Here is a 19,318-nt window from a genome sequence, read left to right as displayed (position 1 = left end):
TTATTGGATTTCGAATTTTTCGTGCAGGTCATAAGACGCTAATCCAAATCCTCTATGAATTCTTTCTTTAGATAATTCATTTTGTTCAATACAAAATACTCCTAGATAACGATTTAAACTATCCTCTGCTGGAAACTGTTCCTTTGCTTTTAATCGTTTTTTTAATCAAAAAATCAGACATTTAGTTTCTGGTGAAGCGATTACTTTCGTTGGTCAGATGCCATTAGAAGGTGTCTTTTTAGAATTGCTGATTGAGCTTCTTAAGCCTGGAACAACATTAGCTTGCGTATTTCCTAAGACACATTTAATGGCGCGTGGTTTAGAAGCAAAAACTATAAGAAAATTATTATTAAATAAGTTTGGACTCCGTCTGGTTTTTACATATCCAGGAGACGAAATTTTTGATGGTGTAACAAAAGATACTTGTGTCCTTGTTGGCAAAGTGAAAACTTCATCTGAGTACATAAAAGTTATTTCAAGTTATGACACTATTCCTAATATTGATATTCACAGATTTGTGCAAACTCTCTCAGATGATATGACATATAACTTTTCTCCAATGATGCCAGGAATTGTTGCGAGAAAGATTTCAGTACAGGGAATGATTGCTGACATTGAGGATGGATGGAGAACACTTAATAGTGAAATGTCTGATGCAGTCGCCTTTGTAAAAGATAATTTTAAGAATTCAAGTCAATTTCTAGAGTTATCTATCTCTAATTACATAATTAAAAGAGGGCACGCGGGGAACGAGGGCGGCAGCGATATTATATTTTTTGACGCTCGTAGTGAATTATATAACAAATTTGAAAATAAAAATATCAGCTTTTCAATCGGAATGCGTAATGCTAAATTGGATACAATAGATATTGGAACAGGAGATAACTATTTTCTGGATATTTCCAATAACTCTGACCAGGTCATAGATGCAATTATTGACACATATAACAAATTACCTGAAAGAAAAGGCAAACAGCAGCGTGGGAGAAAAACAAAGCAGGAATGGAAGAAGATATTAGCCAAAGAGAGCAAAGGAGAATTTGGCGCAAATTCTGTATTGATTCCAAGGGGCATCAGAGCAACGGGGAAAATTTATCTATCAAAAAATCCTGTATTTGTGTCTACAAATTTTGTTGTTTGTACGTTGCCTTCATTGAGCGAAGCAATCATGCTATCCACTTGGATGAGCACAATTTTTTATCAATTAATATGTGAAGTATCATCTAAAGATCAAGAGGGAATGAGAAAAATGGAGATTTGCGATATAGAAAAAACATTCATTCCAGTTTTTGACAACATTAAAAAAGAAACGAAAGATGCGTTGTTTAAAGAGTATTCTTCAATAAGATTTTTAAAATTGATTGACCCACAAATACGACAAGTAGATAGAATATGGGCAAATGAATTGTTTGGAGAAAACTCAGACACTATGTTAGATAATGCACGAAGAATGCTTGAATATCTCGCAAAGAGAAGGAACGCTTGATTTTTTATTCATTTAATGAATTAACTATTATACTGCCCCATTTATTAGAATGGGGCAGTAATACTGAGTGTTATAAACAATTAATAATAAATTTTGGCAGTATTTATTCTTCTACGTTTTCCATGATGTCTTCCAGTTTACAGTCCAATGCTTCGCAAATTTTGATGAGAACTTCAGTGGTGACGTTTTCACCTTTGCCAAGTTTTGCAATAGTTGATGAGCTGATTTTTGCAGCATTTTGCAAATCAGCCCTGTTCATGTTTTTTATCTATTAGTAGTTTCCATAGTCGGTTAAGAAAATAAAAATTTACGAGGACAGGTTCAGCATAACTTTTAAATCAGAGATTAGTGTGAATATTGAAAGGGCATCGTAAAAGCCAAAAGAATGTGAGCATTTGAAATGTTACAAAAGTCAGCCTAGGGGGAAGCATCTCTAGGCTGTTTTTATGCTCAAGAATCAAGCTATTAAGCCAATCTTAAACCTTTTAACGATAGCTTTTCCTATCGTTAAAAAGTGCACCCAATATCCATAGTGTGCACTCAAAAAAGTGTAGCTATACTTGGAGTTCTCTCAATCCACGTCGAGAGTGTCGTATTGATGTCAAAGGCTTAATAGGTGGGTGCAAATTTGCCCTTGTGTAGCAAGGCTTAGCGAGGGCTATCGTTAAAAGGTTTAATGTGCGGCGGCTTTAAGCTGGGTTCTCGTGATTTTTGAGTGCAGTTTGGCTGTTTGAGGGAAGATGTCGACGCTCTAGGGTTGAGTGCACAGGATGTTAACGTTAAAAGGTGCACACACTTTGCACCCACCCTGTGAAGTGGGAAAATATAGCTCAAAAGGTAAAATGAAACCTGATTATTAGTATGTGCACGAGGAGGTGCTTAAGGAATGGATAATAAGAAGTTTATCGCAGAGACGAAAGATGTTCGTTTAACGGTGAAACGTGCTGATACTTTTGGCGTGAGCTTTGTTAACTGTGAACAAGATATGTTGAGGGTTGAGGAAGCGCAAAATGTTATAAGGCTTATTCAAACTAAAAAAGTCTCAGCTTCGAATTGGCTGAGGTGGTTTACTCAGGGTATGCCTGAAATTGTTGTGAGTTTGCCACATGATGTGGAATTTTGTGAGGTTGAATCTGATTCTAATCAAGTGCTCATCACGGATATTGAGATTGGTAAGCTTTATGTAGAAGTGAACAATGGCAAGGTAGAAGTTGTTAATTTGAAGGCGGATGATGTCTTTCTTAAATGTTATAATGGGTCGGCTTCAGCAACAAACGTAGAAGTAACTCATGTTTGTACGCTTGATACGTTAAATGGCATGAGTATTTTAGAAGGAACAATCACCAAGGATGCAAGCCTTGAAGTAGATTGTGAGAATGGTGTCACCGAGGTTTCAGATAAGAAGAAGGTAAATTGTAAAAACGATGGATTTGCGCATTACATGGTGCACTGTCTTAATGGGAAAGCTATTGCGAAGTAGCAGACATATAGATCAAAAAAGAAGCAATAAAACTTGATATAAGTTGGAATTAGAGCGTATATAGACATACCGATAAAGGAGGAAGCCGTATATGCTCTATGTAAAATTTGATGATTTCGAAGATGTTAGCGTCATGGGAAATGAGAAAGATCATGGAATGTTTATTCCGATTAAGGATGGGAATGTGTATGCTGAGTGCGAACGGTGCGGTGTAGTTGAAAGGATCACCTCACCATGCGAATTCATTGCTAGCACATTTAGGTCAAGAGTGAACTTCAATGAAGGTTATGAACTTTGCGAGAAGTGCTTGCAAGAGGTTGAGTTTGTTACTGTTGCTTTGAGAACTGGAAAATTACCTAATCGAGAATTGAAATAACTGAAAAAGCAAAGCAGTGATAACCGTAGTAATACAGGAAAAACTAAACGTTAAAAGGTGCACACACTTTGCACCCGGGCGGTAAATGATAATTTAGGGAGGCGTTTTATGTCAGTAATTAAAATTGAAAACCTCACTTTCTCATATTATGGATATGTAAAACCCATATTTAAAAATGTATCGTTTTCCTTTGATACAAACTGGAAAACGGGATTGATAGGAAGAAATGGAATCGGTAAATCAACTCTATTTAAGTTACTTTTAAATCAAGAAACTTATCAAGGTAAAATAAGCAAGGATGTTGAATTTATTAAATTTCCACCAAATATAAGCGATACTTCAAAATTAGGAATTGAGTTATATAAAGAACTAATATCAGATGATGAAGAATGGAAGTTATTTAGAGAACTCAGTTTGCTAAATGTAGATGAGAACCTTGTTTACAGAGAGTTTGAAACGCTTTCTAAAGGGGAACAAACAAAAATCCTTTTAGCTATTTTGTTTACAAGAGAAGATGGCTTTTTACTTATTGATGAACCAACAAACCATTTAGATATGGACGGAAGAAAAATTGTAAGTGAATATCTGAAAAGTAAAAAAGGATTTTTGCTTATATCTCATGATAGAGATTTTTTAGATGGTTGTATCAATCATGTTATTTCTATTAACAGGAATTCTATTGATGTCCAATCGGGAAATTTTACATCATGGTATGAAAACAAAGTGATGAAAGACCAATTTGAAATTAGTCAAAATGAGAGATTAAGAAAAGATATTAAACGATTAAAAGAGTCTGCAAGACAAAGTCAAATTTGGTCTGATAAAATTGAAAATACTAAAAATGGTGTAAAAGTATCAGGTGTAAAACCAGACAAAGGACATATAGGTCATCAATCAGCCAAGATGATGAAAAAATCTAAGAATTTGGAGAATAGACAAAACAAGGCAATAGAAGAAAAACAGAGTTTACTAAAAGATATCGAAACAAAGGAAAGTCTATTATTGCATCCATTACATCATCATAAAAATCCTCTAATATCGGTTAGCAATTTATCATCATGCTATGGAGAGAGACAGATCCTAAATAATGTAAGTTTCGAGATAAAGCAAGGCGACATAGTGGCTATATATGGGGGTAATGGTAGCGGAAAATCAACCTTGATTAAAATTTTATTAGGTATAAATCACGAGTATACAGGTGAGATAAAATTAGCAGGTAATTTAAAAATCTCGTATATTCCTCAAGACACATCTAATTTAACAGGTAGCCTAAATGAATATATTCACAAGCAAGATGTTGATGAAACATTGTGTAAAACAATTCTAAGAAAATTAGATTTTTCAAGAGAATTATTTGAAATGGATATGAAGAATTATAGTGATGGACAAAAAAAGAAAGTTTTAATTGCTGTAAGTTTCTCAAAGCCAGCTCATATATTTGTTTGGGATGAACCACTGAATTATATAGATGTAATATCAAGAATACAGATTGAGGAAATTATAAAAGAAGCAAAGCCTACACTCATATTTGTGGAACACGATAAGCGATTTGTAGAAGATATCGCTAATAAAATAATACAATTTTAAGTAAAATCCAAATCCCAGTTTGTAGTGCCTTAGACTTTTATCATCATACGACATTCCCCTTGTCAGCTTCTTTCCTGCAACGAACGTTAAGGCTCTTTTTTGATGCATGGTTATCATCAGGGTAGTCTTGAAACATGTGAGACTGTCGTATTGATGTCAAGGGCTGATTAGGTGGGTGCATTTTTGCCCTTGTGTAGCAGGGGTTTGCGAGGGCTATCGTTAAAAGGTTTAATGCGTGCCTGTTCTAATCTGAGTTCTCGCGGTTTTTGAGACCAGTTTGGCTGTTTGAGGGAACATGTCTACGCTCTAGTGTCGAGTGCACAGGATGTTAACGTTAAAAAGTGCACACACTTTGCACCCCCTTGTCTAAAAAATTTAACATTTTGAAAGGAGGAATAATGGAAACAATAGTATCCGCTTTATTAGTTTTTGTTTCTACATCCATTGACTACTTAGTTGTTTTGACTATTTTATTCGCTAGTCAAGGAAAGAAAGGTTTGAAATCAATTTATGTAGGGCAGTATTTAGGTACAGGACTGCTTGTACTGGCTAGTCTTATTGCCGCTTACTTTTTAAATTTTATTCCACAAGATTGGATTATCGGACTCCTTGGTCTAATTCCGCTAGGTCTTGGTATAAGAGCAATTTTTGTGGATGAAGATATTGATGAAGAAGATATCGAGGGGAAAATTACCGGAAATGGATCAAAAATCTTAGCATTTACAAGTTTAACAGTGGCAATGGGTGGAGATAATTTAGGAATTTATATCCCTTATTTTACAGGAAAGAGTTTGATTGAGATTAGTATAAGTTTAGTAATATTTGCCTTAGGGATTTTGATTCTATGCAAATTATCTCAAAATCTCGCCTCAATTTCTGCTATCGGAGAGACTGTGGAAAAGTACGAAAAAATAATTGTACCAGTCGTGTTTATTGGACTCGGTCTCTATATATTGATTGAAAATGGAACTATTAATTATTTCATAGGTCAAGTCCTAAAAGTGGTGTAAATTCATTTCCTTCCCTTTATCTGCTATTTTTATGTTCAAACTCAAACGAGAAAATAAGTGGTGCTTCCCACCGTCACGGCGCTTCACCGTGCTATCTGATGCAGGAGGCTGATTAGGTGGGTGCATTTTTGCCCTTGTGTAGCAGGGGTTTGTGAGGGCTATCGTTAAAAGGTTTAGCGTGTGGCGGCTTTAGGCTGGCTTGGTGTGGTTTTTGAGCGCAGTTTGGCTGTATGAGGGAACATGTCTACGCTCTGGGGTTGAGTGCACAGGATGTTAACGTACTTCGCTTGCGTTGAAAGCACACTGTGCTTTCAACTTTGAGCAAGCTCAGCGAATCGAAGTGCATTCGCGAATTATGTTTTAATCGCTCATGCAGGTCGATTCGCCACTTTGCACCCACCCTGTGAAGTGAGGATATACAGTATAGTTTGCGTAATTATTTATCACGCAAAAAACATGATAATAAAATTTATACAAGCAAAAAGAGATGTTACTCAAATGGCATAATTGTAAAAAGTTACTTTATAACATTCTCCTATATCGTGGGGCTTAAATCTAAGCCCCACTTTTTATATTAAAAACTATTTTTTCAAATAAATAAAAGTCAAAGACTTTACATATTTAACGCTTATTCTTAGCTAAAATACCTGTTTTTAATATCATTCGTAAGCATGCACTGAACAAAAAAATACAAAACAATATATTGCATATAAAAGGTGAAATACTGCGCGCAGTTATTGCGCCTAAGTTTACAGTAAATGTCGCAAAAATACCGATAATAATTCCTTCAGTAAAATGAGTATAATGGTAACGAGCATTAGCAATACTACCACTTATAGCTGTAGGAAGCGTGACAAGCAAAGCAGTTCCTCTTGCCATAAGGTCTCCCATGCCGAGCAAAAGTTGCACGCATGGCACTATAATTTCTCCGCCACCAACGCCTAAAATACCTGAAAAAATACCAGAAAAAACGCCTATAAATATAAGACATATAGCTTTTAAAAAACTAACATTAAAATCTACATTTCTTAACGGAATCCAAACTTGACTAGAACATATAACTAGTAATACAAAAAGTGTAAAACACCAAGGAAATATTTTTTTAGGCAAAATATGTGAAAAATATACCCCAATTTGTGATCCGAAAACTGAACCTATTATTAGAAAAAATGCTGATAAAAATGACACTTTGCCGTCTAAACCGTAAACAATGCTTCCACAAAGCGACGTTATAATTATGGCAACAAGAGAAGTAGCAGTAGCATGACGCTGATCAAATTTCATAAAAACAGTTAATGCAGGAACTATCACAATTCCCCCACCTACAGCGAACAATCCTGATAAGAAACCTGCTAATAGTCCAATGAAAACGATTAAAACAATATTATGGAAATTATATTTGGTTTTAAAAATATTTCTCAACATATATCTTTTCTTCACAAATTACCTCCTCGTAATTTATTCACTACTTTTACTATGTTATATGAAAAATAGAATGTTTCTATACTAGTTCAATTGTAATTTATGTATTTATTTATCTAATTAACGTAAGTAATGGATAATAAGAAGTTTATCGCAGAGACGAAAGATGTTCGTTTAACGGTGAAACGTGCTGATACCTTTGGTGTGAGCTTTGTTAACTGTGAACAAGATATATTGAGTGTTGAGGAAGCGCAAAATGTTATAAGGCTTATTCAAACTAAAAAAGTTTCAGCTTCGAATTGGCTGAGGTGGTTTACTCAGGGTATGCCTGAAATTGTTGTGAGTTTGCCACATGATGTGGAAGTTTGTGAGGTTGAATCTGATTCTAATCAAGTGCTCATCACAGATATTGAGATTGGTAAGCTTTATGTAGAAGTGAACAATGGCTTTGTATCCACCGGAGAAAGATAAAATTCATATTTAATGAAATTGACAATCAGGCCTTATGGAGGGTTTTATGGCTGAGATTTGGGATGCGTATGATAAAGAATTTAATAAATTAAAGAATATTACATTAGTGAGAGGAGAACCAATTCCTGACGGCATGTATCATTTGGTGGGCGAAGTAATTGTTAAACATATAGATGGGACTTACCTTATTATGCAAAGAGATTTTGAAAAGAAATTCGGTGGAATGTGGGAGTTGACAGCAGGTGGTTCTGCATTGCAATATGAAACACCATTAGAATGTGCAGTAAGAGAATTAAAAGAAGAAACAGGTATTGAAGCTTCAAAAATTATGGAGATCGGAAGATTTATGCAGGATGTTTACCACTCTCTTTATGTTGAATATCTATGCGTAACCGATTGTAAGAAAAATGCAATTGCTCTTCAAAAAGGAGAAACGGTTAATTATAAGTGGGTAGATAAAAAGAGCCTTTTGGAAATGAGCCAAGACGAGTTAGTATCATCAAGGGCAATCAAACTTATTAAAACAGTAGATATATAAATTCAAGTTTGGCTGTTTGAGGGAAGATATCAACGCTCTATGGTCGAGTGAACAGGATGTTAACGTACTTCGCTTGCGTTGAAAGCACACTGTGCTTTCAACTTGAGCAAGCTCAGCGAATCGAAGTGAATTCGCGAATTATATTATTCCTCACGGCTATTAGTAGCCGTTCGGCTGATTTGGCATGTAAAGTCCACTGGACTTTACATTTGAGCCAAATCACGCTTTGAAGGAGCTTGAAATGCGTTATGCAATTTCAAGCTCTGTCAAAGCGCCCATTCAAGTCGATTCGCCACTTTGTACCCAGGCTGTGAAGTCGGAAATGTTAATTAAGCACGATTCATGCACAGTATGATGAAATAATAGTTGAATCGTATGTGTCAACAAGGCGCGCAACTTTAGAACAATTTTGATTTGCTTCGGAAAAGAAACGAGTTCATTTGCGTTTATATTTATTCATACTCCCTTTTGGGGAGGTCATAGTATGTGGTTCAAGATAAATAAATTCTATGCATTTCGAGAGCTAACTTTACATATGAATCAATCTTGTGCAACATGCATGTATGAGTTCACTATCGTGAGTTACTACAACAATTGTTGTATTCATTGACTTAAGTTTTGATAGTAGCTGTGCTAGTTCTTGCATATGCGCATAGTCTAATCCGCTCGTCGGCTCGTCTAACGCTAGAATTTCTCTACCTGTTGCCAGCGCGCATGCAATTGCTAATCGCTGTTTTTGCCCACCCGATAGACTCTGCGGATGACGGTGTGCCAAAAAGTCCAAATCAAATTGTCGTAATATATTCATCGCAACATCGTTCTTATTTTTGCTGCGCTTAGGCAAACTAATTAAAACTTCATCTAAAACGCTTTCTGTAAACAGCTGGTTGCCTGTATTTTGCATCACCATAAAACATAATTTTTTACGTGCTCGATTACTTAAAACGCGATCCTCGTATTTAAAAATACCTTTGCAGTTTTTTTCTAAACCGCAAAAACAATTGAGAAAACTGGTTTTGCCAGCTCCATTTTTTCCTACAATTGCTGTAATTTGATTACGCGCAATAGCAAGCGATTTAATATTGACTATTTTCTTCTTTACGCCATGATACGCAAAGTTGAAATTTTTTAATGCGATTATCTGATCGTCTTGTGTGACAGATGGCATTTTATTAATTTGTATGGGTGATACCATAAGTCGTGTTCTCAGTCCCATTTTTTGCGCATCTATGTCGTTAAGAGCATCTTTTTGTTCGGATTTAATATCTTTAACGATCTCACCTTGTTGCATAACCACTAGGCGATCCATAATATCCCAAAGATAAGCTATTCGATGCTCAGCTACAACAATTGTTCTTCCTTGTTTTTTCCAATGCAAAATCAACTTTTTAAGCATCAACGTTGAGTCGTAATCTAAATTTGCTGAAGGTTCATCTAACAAAATTATGTTTAATCCTGCTACTTCAATTGACGCACAAGCTATTTTTTGCTTTTCGCCATCAGATAGATGAAAAATATTGCGATCCATCAAATTTTCCATGTGCAAATCAGCAACTGTTGTATCAATACGCTGATAAATATCAGATTTTGGTAGTCCTTGATTTTCACACGCAAACGCTAGTTCACTCGTTGTATCAACATTATAAAATTGTGACTTAGGATTTTGAAAAACCGTGCCTACAACATGTGCTAAATCATATAATTCATTATTTTTAAAAGATCGACCGTTTAATAGTATATCGCCTTTTACATTTCCTTGATAGAAGCGTGGAATTAAACCATTTATAAGACGTAACAGCGTTGTTTTGCCACAACCCGAAGGTCCGGTTATCAAAATTAATTCGCCATCTTCTATGCGCAAGTTAATATCATTTAATTCACTTGTATGATGGTCATCTTCAGTTCCATAATGGAAATAAACATGCCTAAATTCGATCATACGCTTACTCCTAAGCTACACAACAACCAAAAACATATGACCGACAAAGAAATGAGTAATAAAAACCAATCTTGTATTCGAAAACCAATTTGGCAAATATTAGTTCGCTTGATAGGGTAGCCTAATCCTCGAATTAACGCTGCTGCCGATAGTTCTTCGCCAATACGTACACCCGAACTAATCATAGGAATTAATTGGTACTCTAATATTTTTCCAATACCAACTGCTCCTATATGAATTTCACGCATATTCATAGCGCGACAAATTGATTTCCATTCTGTTGCAATCGTTGGAAACATTCTAAACATAACTGACATTGGCACAATAATGGCTCGTGGCATATGTATTTTTTCCATTGCTGCAATAAATTCACTCACCGAAGTTGTAGCTATAACATAATTGCCCATTGCAACTGTTGCTACAAAGCGCGTAAGAATATATCCGCACATTAAAGCGATAGGTTTTATCATACTAGGCAAATATGGTATCACCAAAAGACAGCCATAACCTATTATGAGCATGATACTTGCATGCCAAAATTTTTTCCATTGTTGTTCTATCAAAAGCAGCACAAAAGGAATGATAGATAATACAAAACTTATATCTTTCATGCGTGCGCCACACACGCCGCCCATTACGAATATTGCTAATAGCAAAACAAGGACGATTTTTACGCGTGGATCTAGAAAACTGCGTTTGTTCTTTTGCGCTGCTAGAGATGAATATGCCATTAAACAAGACCAGCTTTTTCAAAATGTTTTTTCAAAACTTTTTGACCAAACAGTCCGCCTAAAATACCGCAGATAAAGCATACAATTAGCAGAACGAACGCCATCCAATTTGGTAGGAGCTGAGCAACAGCCTCGGCACAAGCTTTACCAAAGCTTGCACGTTGTGCAAAATATTGTTCGCGATCAAGAAACAGTGACATATAGTTGCCATACATCCACAGGCTAAAAAATCCATATGTCAAAACAGCTTTTTTAGCACTGGCATAGTTGCCACTTTTGAACACAATTTCTGCAATCAAACCAGCAATCGCACTTGTTAACAACGACCACATTCCCATGCCTGTGAGCACCATCAATAGACCCATCATGATTGCCATGATAAAAATCATTCCTGGCTTTTTAACTTTGGTCAAAAAGAGCATAAAAGGAATACCGCCTATAATTGGCATTAATACCGCAAGGAGCGGCAAAAAGACGGGTACTATCCCAAGCATTGATATTACACATACAATAACAAAATAAATGGCTCCAAATATACCAATGTTTATCAGGTCATGACCACTTAATTTAGTTGCGCGTTCCATAACAAATTCCTCCTTTTTCTATCATGCGCGTTCTACACGCGCTCAAACTAATACGAAAACTCCTCTGCTGCACACGTTTTATCAATAAGATTTTGATAAGTAGGGCTTATCTGGATAAGCTCGGCATGTGTACCGCATGCTTCAACGTGACCATCTTTTAACACAACTATTCGATCAACATTTTCAATTGACTTCATGCGGTGAGAAATAATAATCACAGTCTTATTTTTTACCAATTCGGTAAGTGACTGTTGAATTTTAATCTCGTTGTCAACGTCTAAACTTGAAGCAATTTCATCAAGAATAAGAATTGGTGAGTTTTTCAAAAAGGCGCGCGCTATTGATATACGCTGACGCTCGCCTCCAGAAAGCTGCTGACCGTTTTCGCCGATAATGGTGTTGATCCCATCTGGGAGTGCGTCAATAAAGTCGCAATGCGCAAGCTGAGCTGCATGTTTCACTTCTTCGTCTGTAGCATCTTCTCGACCTATACGAATATTTTCCAAAATGCTTGTGTTGAAGAGAGTAACATCTTGAAAAACGATAGATATATTTCGGTACAGGTTTTCAGTAGAAACTTTCCGTATATCTACGCCGTCAATACGAATGCTACCAGAATTAAAATCGTACAGACGCGCTATAAGTCGAAGCAGAGTTGTTTTTCCGCAGCCTGACTGCCCAACAAGTGCGCAAACTGTTCCATGCGGCACAGTAAAACTTACGTCGTTTAGCACAGGAGTAGCGTCATCGTAAGAAAAGCTGAGCTTGTTTATCTCTATATCAAAATTAGCAAATTGAGTAGCGCGTTTATCTGTAGTGTGTACGTCTGTAGCAGCTTCCGGCTGCACATCTAATACCTTTGCGTCGCGAATTTCACGAATACGCTTCACAGCCGAATTGATATAGAAAACTTCCATAAGGAATTCCATATTCGAGTCCACAAATTCTTTGAGCTTCATGGCAGCAAGAACGTAGCCTAGCAGATATAGCACAGAAATTTCGCCAGTTTGCATAAGAAAAATGCCACCGATAATCGTGAATGCCAACGAAAAATGCGAGAAAATATCGGCAAATATCAGCAAGAACCCAGCGTTGCGTTCGCTTTCCCACTGGACGCGGAGCGTGTCATCAAGCTTGGCATAAAGCTTTGTTTTTATACGTTCTGCAAGATTAAACGCCGCAATTTCCTTGGACAGCTCAATACGATCTTGAAACGCTTGAGAATTTTCGCGTAATCGCAGGTAATGTTTGTTGTGCTGCGCACGTACATAGCGCTTTGATACTACAATCAGCAAAAACGAAAGAAGCGTAGGGCCAACGGCACAAATCGCCATTTTCCAGTTCCCTATGAACATTAATACAGAAAGAAATGGTAAGAATAAACAAAACGCGAGCAGTTTCGGAACTGCGTGACTTTCTGCATGCTCAAGTGACGCTACGTCTGCCATAATACTTTGAGAGAGATCGGTAAGATCGTGTTTTGCGAAGTAAGACATTTCTAGTCGCGAAAGTTTCTCTGCAATATTAAGACGCAAATGAGCTGCTTCTTTATATGTTTCGTTATATTGTGCTTCGTATTCAAAACTCAATAGCACTGCCATTACCACCAAGGTCACAATAGAACACACAAGATAGATGGCTGTACTATGTACATGGCGTAGTAACAGATGATCTACCAACAATAGCAGCAGCATTGAAGGAACCATATTGATAACAAATACCAAAAAACTAAGTACACCCGATTTAAAAGCGCCTCGTACACCTTGATCGGTAAGAGCAAACGTATTTTTTAAAAACTTAATCATTAACAACCCTCCACTCATTAGCTTGGGTGTAAATTGTGTACAAATGTGTATATTGGCCATTTTGCGCCATAAGCTGAGCATGTGAACCGCGCTCAACAATGTGTCCGTGGTCAACAAGCAAAATCTCATCCACACCCGTAATGGACGTCAGACGATGTGCAATCATAATGACCGTTTTACCACGCATTAAACGTTTAAATGCTTTTTGTAACTCATGCTCGTTGTCTGCGTCAATAGAAGCAGACGCTTCGTCCATAATTACGATGGGAGAATTTTTTAAAATGGCACGAGCAATCGCAACGCGTTGAGTTTCTCCACCTGAAAGATACACGCCTTTTGTTCCAATTATGGTATTTTCTCGCTTATCTAATTTATCTAATACCGAATCAAGTCCTGCTGCAGAAATCGCAGACATTACTTCCTCGTGGCTTGCGTCATGTTTTACGCAGCTAACATTGTTATATAGTGTGTCACTAAACAACTTAGAATCTTGAAAAACAAAGGAAATTTCTTGCATGAGCGCTTCTTGAGAATATGTGTTAAGAGGTTTATTGCCAATTAAAATTTCTCCAGAACTTATGTTGTAATATGCGCACATCAGTTTAGCAATTGTAGATTTACCTGATCCAGATTTTCCTACTAGAGCATATATCTTATTTTCTGCTAAATTGAAGGACAGATTTTTCAAAACTTCTTTTTTGTCATAAGAGAACGAAACGTTACGAAACTCAATGTTGTGATTTGCAAAATGATCTTCATTGCCAAAATGTATTTCTTCTTTCGACATTTGCGCATAAAGCTTCTCAAGCGAATCAACCGCATGATTACCCTGGAACGAGTACATGCCAATGTACATAACGCGCATAAATGCTGCAAACATTAATCCCGATACGAAAAACGTCATAATTAAATCGAGAGCCAAACGTTTGGGACTGCCCAAATCGTCAATAAAAAATACCAGCGGCAGTGTAAGTATTGCAATAATACCAAAGAAAAGGCATTCATACACAACGTATCCTGCTTTGCAATGCTTTGAATATTGGTAAGCATATGTTGAATAATTGTGAATAAGTTTGGATAGCTTTTTCATGGAACTTACTGAAACGCCAAAGATTTTGATAACAGAAATGCCACGAATATATTCGACTGTTTCGGCAGATAGATTATCGAGTGCGTCTTGGTACATTTTCATGAATTGCTTGCCGCCCATCATGCTAGCCATAATAGCGCTACCGACAATAGTAAGTATTAGAATGCATAAACCTACGCGCCAGCTTATGCAAAAGCTGAATGCAATTATGAAAAATGGCATAAGGATTGCGCGCGTAGCGTCAGGAATCATGTGTGCGACAATCGTGTGAGTGAGCGCTGCATTGTCGTCAATAGTTTTGCGAATAGTTCCAGATGAATGTGTGTCAAAGAATGTAAAACTTGCACGATTTAAGCCTTCAACACCGCGTTTGCGCAAAACATTTTCTAAATTGAATCCCACGTAATGAGCCATAAGACCCGACGCGCCAAGACATAAACTGCCGGTAAGTAAAAGCAGTGCAATGACGAATGCAAAATTTTGAGCGACAGGCAAGTTTTCGTCAATAATAAGCGCATGCAAAAAACAATGTATCGCATAATATCCGCAAGTAGTTAGTAGAGCTGACAAAGCTGAAACGAGTACTGCTCCAATAGCTAAACCCTTAAACTGTGGAATATAGGCAAACAGTTTGCGGTATGTGTTCATGAGAGCTCCTTTGCTGGTAAAGAAGTTGAAGATGCTTGAACAGACTCTTGTATGCTGCCTAACTGATTGTTTCCCTCGTCGCTGGAGCGAGTAGCGCCGCGGCTGTTGCCCTCGTGACTGGATTGAGCGGTGTCCTGTTTCAAAATATTCAAGAGCAGCTGCTTAATAAGCGCCTGATTATCTTGTACAAGTTTGTGTTCGTTGAGCACATGCGCAGAAAGAATGATCGCGTTTACAAAAAACGCCATAAGTTCAAAATTCGAAGGCTTAACAGAAAGCGTTTCTGCATCGATGTTATGTGCCCTAAACGTATCAAAAGCAGTGTGTTCAAGCTGTCTATATACCTGTTCAAGCTGGGGGTTTCTCTTCTTAGCCAACAAAAGTTCCACGTAGACGGGCATAAGCGCATTGCTATCAACTGCTTTTCTGGCCATTTCATCTGCAAGAAGATCAATGCTCCATTGCTTGCCATCCTCTATAGATTTCATCATGATGGTGTTGCGGTATGCGATGCCGTCGAGCATGATGTCGTGGAGTATGTCGGTTGTATTCTTGTAGTAGTGATAAAACCCACCCTTTGATAAGCCCGTTTCTTTTACCAGGTCTTCCATGGTTGTGTTCTCAAAGCCTTGTTTGACAAAAATACGTATAGCAGCATGCTTTATTGCTTGCTTGCGTTCATCAAAACTAAGCCGCTTATTACGAGCCATGCAATTCACCTCACACCACAAGCTGGTAAAGGGTTAACGCGCCAAATAGTTGTCATGAGTCAACGCGTAAAAAGTCTTCGCGCCTTGGCTACATCTAAGGGGTCGTCATCCTATCGACGGATGTGTCGATACATACAGTATAAGTTAGATAGTGTTTACTGTCAAGCTCTTGCTTGAAAGTAAACACTATTTGTCGATGCTGGTTAGAAGAGTGCCTGCTTGTGCTAATAAAATTCATAAGAAACTAGGCGATAGTTCAGCAAATCCATAAACGCATACCGTATTTATAGTTTGCATATATGTACCACCGTACAAAAAAGTTCAATCGTTCGTGTATTTTTGGGCTACATGGGGAGTGTCGTATTGATATCACGGGCTTAATAGGTGGGTGCATTTTTGCCCTTGTGTAGCAAGGCTTAGCGAGGGCTATCGTTAAAAGGTTTAATGCGAAGCGGCTTTAAGCTGGGTTCTTGCGGTTTTTGAGCGCAGTTTGGCTGTTTGAGGGAAGATATCAACGCTCTAGGGTCGAGTGCACAGGATGTTAACGTACTTCGCTTGCGTTGAAAGCACGCTGTGCTTTCTACTTTGAGCAAGCTCAGCGAATCGAAGTGCATTCGCGAATTATATTTAATCGCTCATGCAAGTCGATTCGCCACTTTGCACCCAGCTTTGTGAAATAAGTAAGACGATAGTTAAGTTGCTTGAAGTACTAAGTTATATATATGAGTACATGGTATAATAGTGACAATTATTTTCGGAGGTATCAAAAGATGGTAATTAATAAATCCTGTTCTAACTAATGTAGAGAGGTTAAATCCTCTCGGTATTTTCAAGGAGGATTTATGATACGTATTGATGATTTAACAAAAGTTGTAGGTGCAAGAACTTTATTTGCGATTGATCATCTATCTATTGGTGCTTGTGACAAGGTTGGTTTAATTGGTGATAACGGCACAGGCAAAACCACCTTTTTACGCATACTTTCAAGTCTTGATACTGACTATGCGGGGCGAGTTCAAATGGACGACGAGATTAGTTATTTGCTCAACAATTTAGAAGATGAACTCGGTTTTATGTATCAGCGTCGTTTTCAGCAGAATTGTAGTAGTAGTCCAGGCGAGCAGCAAAGATTGAAACTGGAGCACCTTTTAGTTGATAATAAAGCATTTTTGCTTATTGACGAGCCTACATCACATTTAGACATTAAGCAAAGAAAGCTATTAGCTAAACGGCTCTATTCTCGCAATAAGGGTTTTATTCTTGTCTCCCATGATCGAGATTTTATTAATCAAACCTGTACGAAAATTTTCGAATTGGTCAATGGGAAAATTGAGGTTTATAGCGGTGATTATTCGTTTTACCTATGCGAAAGAGAAAAGAGGTATAAGTGTGCTGAGAGGGAATATGAGAGTTATGTAAAAGAAAAGAAGCGTCTTTTACAGGTTGCAAATGCAATAAAACAGCAGTCAGCAAAAGTAAAAACCACACCCAAAAGGATGGGTAACTCAGAAGCTAGGCTGCATAAAATGGGTGGGCAACAAAATAAGAAGAAGCTCGACAAACAGGTAAAAGCCACTTTAGAAAGAGTAAATCAACTAGAGGTGAAGAGTAAGCCATATCAAAATGCAGCCATCAAGCTCAATATGGACGAGCGAGAAAAAATTCATTCCAAGGTACTCATCAGGGCAGAAAATCTCAATAAGAGCTTTGATAGCAAGGTGATTTTTAAGAATGTCAATTTTGCGATAGACAATACAAATAAAGTTGCCTTATTAGGTGACAACGGTTCAGGGAAAACCACTTTGCTCAACATGATTCTTAACGGTGAAACGTGGACACATCCGAATTTACGAATTGGTTACTATAGTCAGCTAGGAGAAACACTCGACTATACAAAAACGATTCTAGGCAACGTATTACCTTATTCAATCTATGACCAGTCAATGACGAGAATCATCTTGGCTCGTCTAGGTTTCAAAACAAATGATGTGTTCAAGCAAGTGAATGTGCTTAGTGATGGTGAAAAAGCCAAGGTGAAATTGGCGAAGCTTCTAACAGGTAACTTTAATTATTTGCTGATGGATGAGCCAACTAACTTTTTAGATATTCGTGCCATAGAAGCCTTAGAAGAGCTGCTTCAAGGCTACGACAGACCCTTGCTTTTCGTGACGCATGATGTGTCTTTTATCAACAATGTAGCGGATTCTTTGTTACTTATCGAGAATGAAAAGATTACTGGTTTTGAAGGTAATTTGCAGCAATATAATGAGGAAAATAAGGTTTAGGCTAATTATCATAATGAGAATATTTGCTGTTATTCGCTGGCATTGCACAAATGAGAAGTTTAGTGCCCAGGAATACATAGATGTCAATTGCAATTATCCTGGTGATTGGGATGGTGCAATAGAACGCATTGAAGAAATATAGCTCAAAAGGTAAAATGAAATCTGATTATTAGTATGTGCACGAGGAGGTTTTTAAGGAATGGACAAGCTCGTTCGTTTTTGCCGTGAAGTAGCGACATTCGGCTTGACGGTTGCCTTAATCGCGATGCTGGTTGCCTTAATATGGGGTGGCACACTTGCTATTAGAGTTGGTTTTACCTCTTTTGTTATTGGTGTCACAGTGATCTCGCTTAAGACTGTCCTTCGAAAGACTGATTGAATTTTGTTTGGTTCAAGTCAATAGTTGAATATCTCACGTTGGGTGACTATTACTGATCTCTGTCAGTAATAGTCACTTCTTTTTATGAATCTTAAAGTCAGGCTCAATGTCCGTCCTGTTTAGCCGGTGATTAGTTAGGGTAATCGGATGAAGTATTGGATACGTTGAAGAATAATATTAGAGAAATTATCGCGGGCAACAACTTAAGTGAGCTTGAAACGGTTGATAAAAGAATTGCGGACAAACAAGCGATACTATTAACCTTGCTTAAAGCTAAAAAAGACTACACGAAAATAGCTGATGAGATTGATGAACTGAAGGGTAAGAAACAGCAGCTTCTTATAGAAAAAGCAGGTCAAGAAGATGCTAAAAGACGAATCAGAGAAATGGAAGATTTTCTGAAAAGTGAGCGTCACGATATTAGTGAGTATGACGAGAAGCTGGTAAGAAAGTATATAAAGAAAATAAAAGTTTACGAGGACAGGTTCAGCGTAACTTTTAAATCAGAGTTTAGTGTGGATATTGAAAGGGCATCGTAAAAGTCAAAAGAATGTGAGCGTTTGAAATGTTACAAAACTCAGCCTAGGGGGAATCCTCTCTAGGCTGTTTTTATGCTCAAGAATCAAGCTATTAAGCCAGTCTTAAACTTTTTAACGATAGCTTTTTCTATCGTTAAAAAGTGCACCCACTATCCATAGTGTGCACTCAAAAAAGTGTAGATATACTTGGAGTTCTCTCAATCCACGTCGAGAGTGTTGTATTGATGTCAAGGGTAAA

General features: G+C 37.3%; 17 protein-coding genes and 2 pseudogenes. 10 read left to right on the top strand and 9 right to left on the bottom strand.

Annotated features, from left to right (window positions below; translation table 11 throughout):
- A pseudogene (locus tag ACJV45_RS03405) lies at positions 1-165 on the bottom strand (IS256 family transposase); the annotation flags it as partial.
- A gap of 52 nt (positions 166-217) precedes the next feature.
- Between ACJV45_RS03405 and ACJV45_RS03400 the strand changes: the two are divergent.
- Positions 218-1,486: a DNA methyltransferase family protein gene (locus ACJV45_RS03400; protein WP_075038927.1), complete on the top strand. Its 1,269-nt coding sequence runs from the start codon at positions 218-220 to the stop codon at positions 1,484-1,486.
- A 103-nt stretch (positions 1,487-1,589) separates the two neighbouring features.
- Here ACJV45_RS03400 and ACJV45_RS03395 read toward each other — a convergent pair.
- A pseudogene (locus ACJV45_RS03395) lies at positions 1,590-1,758 on the bottom strand (helix-turn-helix domain-containing protein).
- A gap of 614 nt (positions 1,759-2,372) precedes the next feature.
- On the opposite strand from ACJV45_RS03395, the gene ACJV45_RS03390 reads away from it, so the two are divergent.
- From ACJV45_RS03390 to ACJV45_RS03375, 4 genes are all read left to right on the top strand, one after another.
- Complete coding sequence (locus tag ACJV45_RS03390) at positions 2,373-2,966, top strand: DUF4097 family beta strand repeat-containing protein (RefSeq protein ID WP_353582750.1); 594 nt, start codon at positions 2,373-2,375, stop codon at positions 2,964-2,966.
- A 91-nt stretch (positions 2,967-3,057) separates the two neighbouring features.
- Complete coding sequence (locus ACJV45_RS03385; RefSeq protein WP_004114737.1) at positions 3,058-3,342, top strand: hypothetical protein; 285 nt, start codon at positions 3,058-3,060, stop codon at positions 3,340-3,342.
- Positions 3,343-3,450: 108 nt separating this feature from the next.
- Positions 3,451-4,929, top strand: a complete 1,479-nt coding sequence (locus ACJV45_RS03380; protein WP_004113321.1) for an Lsa family ABC-F type ribosomal protection protein — start codon at positions 3,451-3,453, stop codon at positions 4,927-4,929.
- Positions 4,930-5,327: 398 nt separating this feature from the next.
- The gene (locus ACJV45_RS03375; RefSeq protein ID WP_353582751.1) at positions 5,328-5,939 is read left to right on the top strand and encodes a CadD family cadmium resistance transporter; all 612 of its coding nucleotides are present in this window, start codon (positions 5,328-5,330) and stop codon (positions 5,937-5,939) included.
- 621 nt (positions 5,940-6,560) lie between these two features.
- Here ACJV45_RS03375 and ACJV45_RS03370 read toward each other — a convergent pair.
- Entirely contained in the window at positions 6,561-7,364 is an 804-nt protein-coding gene (locus ACJV45_RS03370; RefSeq protein WP_419397690.1) for a sulfite exporter TauE/SafE family protein, read from the bottom strand.
- Between the two features lie 129 nt (positions 7,365-7,493).
- Between ACJV45_RS03370 and ACJV45_RS03365 the strand changes: the two genes are divergently transcribed.
- Together ACJV45_RS03365 and ACJV45_RS03360 are read left to right on the top strand one after the other, a co-directional pair.
- Complete coding sequence (locus ACJV45_RS03365; protein WP_004120510.1) at positions 7,494-7,832, top strand: hypothetical protein; 339 nt, start codon at positions 7,494-7,496, stop codon at positions 7,830-7,832.
- 46 nt (positions 7,833-7,878) lie between these two features.
- Complete coding sequence (locus tag ACJV45_RS03360) at positions 7,879-8,370, top strand: NUDIX hydrolase (RefSeq protein WP_004123511.1); 492 nt, start codon at positions 7,879-7,881, stop codon at positions 8,368-8,370.
- A 529-nt stretch (positions 8,371-8,899) separates the two neighbouring features.
- Here the strand turns inward: ACJV45_RS03360 and ACJV45_RS03355 are convergent.
- From ACJV45_RS03355 to ACJV45_RS03330, 6 genes are read right to left on the bottom strand one after another with little or no spacing between them, the layout of a single operon-like run.
- On the bottom strand, positions 8,900-10,309 hold the full coding sequence (locus tag ACJV45_RS03355) for an ABC transporter ATP-binding protein (RefSeq protein ID WP_101887808.1): 1,410 nt from the start codon (positions 10,307-10,309) through the stop codon (positions 8,900-8,902).
- A complete protein-coding gene (locus ACJV45_RS03350; protein ID WP_101887807.1) occupies positions 10,306-11,040 on the bottom strand; it encodes an energy-coupling factor transporter transmembrane component T in 735 nt (244 codons plus the stop codon). The genes ACJV45_RS03355 and ACJV45_RS03350 overlap by 4 nt, the downstream gene beginning before the upstream one ends.
- Positions 11,040-11,624, bottom strand: coding sequence for an MptD family putative ECF transporter S component (locus tag ACJV45_RS03345; protein ID WP_419397654.1), 585 nt, complete (start codon positions 11,622-11,624; stop codon positions 11,040-11,042). The genes ACJV45_RS03350 and ACJV45_RS03345 overlap by 1 nt, the downstream gene beginning before the upstream one ends.
- Before the next feature lie 47 nt (positions 11,625-11,671).
- On the bottom strand, positions 11,672-13,429 hold the full coding sequence (locus ACJV45_RS03340) for an ABC transporter ATP-binding protein (protein ID WP_101887806.1): 1,758 nt from the start codon (positions 13,427-13,429) through the stop codon (positions 11,672-11,674).
- Positions 13,422-15,167, bottom strand: a complete 1,746-nt coding sequence (locus ACJV45_RS03335; protein ID WP_101887805.1) for an ABC transporter ATP-binding protein — start codon at positions 15,165-15,167, stop codon at positions 13,422-13,424. Before ACJV45_RS03335 ends, ACJV45_RS03340 begins: the two co-directional genes overlap by 8 nt.
- On the bottom strand, positions 15,164-15,877 hold the full coding sequence (locus ACJV45_RS03330) for a TetR/AcrR family transcriptional regulator (RefSeq protein ID WP_285060868.1): 714 nt from the start codon (positions 15,875-15,877) through the stop codon (positions 15,164-15,166). Before ACJV45_RS03330 ends, ACJV45_RS03335 begins: the two co-directional genes overlap by 4 nt.
- Before the next feature lie 842 nt (positions 15,878-16,719).
- On the opposite strand from ACJV45_RS03330, the gene abc-f reads away from it, so the two are divergent.
- From abc-f to ACJV45_RS03315, 3 genes are all read left to right on the top strand, one after another.
- Positions 16,720-18,162, top strand: a complete 1,443-nt coding sequence (gene abc-f, locus ACJV45_RS03325) for a ribosomal protection-like ABC-F family protein (RefSeq protein ID WP_419397653.1) — start codon at positions 16,720-16,722, stop codon at positions 18,160-18,162.
- 199 nt (positions 18,163-18,361) lie between these two features.
- Positions 18,362-18,541, top strand: coding sequence for a hypothetical protein (locus ACJV45_RS03320; RefSeq protein WP_285060866.1), 180 nt, complete (start codon positions 18,362-18,364; stop codon positions 18,539-18,541).
- 164 nt (positions 18,542-18,705) lie between these two features.
- Positions 18,706-19,080, top strand: a complete 375-nt coding sequence (locus ACJV45_RS03315; RefSeq protein ID WP_419397652.1) for an integrase — start codon at positions 18,706-18,708, stop codon at positions 19,078-19,080.
- The last annotated feature ends 238 nt before the right edge of the window (positions 19,081-19,318 follow it).

This window comes from Gardnerella lacydonensis (genome assembly GCF_048545055.1).
GTDB lineage: Bacteria > Actinomycetota > Actinomycetes > Actinomycetales > Bifidobacteriaceae > Bifidobacterium > Bifidobacterium vaginale_C.
Note: the sequence above shows the minus strand (reverse complement) of the source record. Positions and strands in the feature narration are given on the sequence as shown.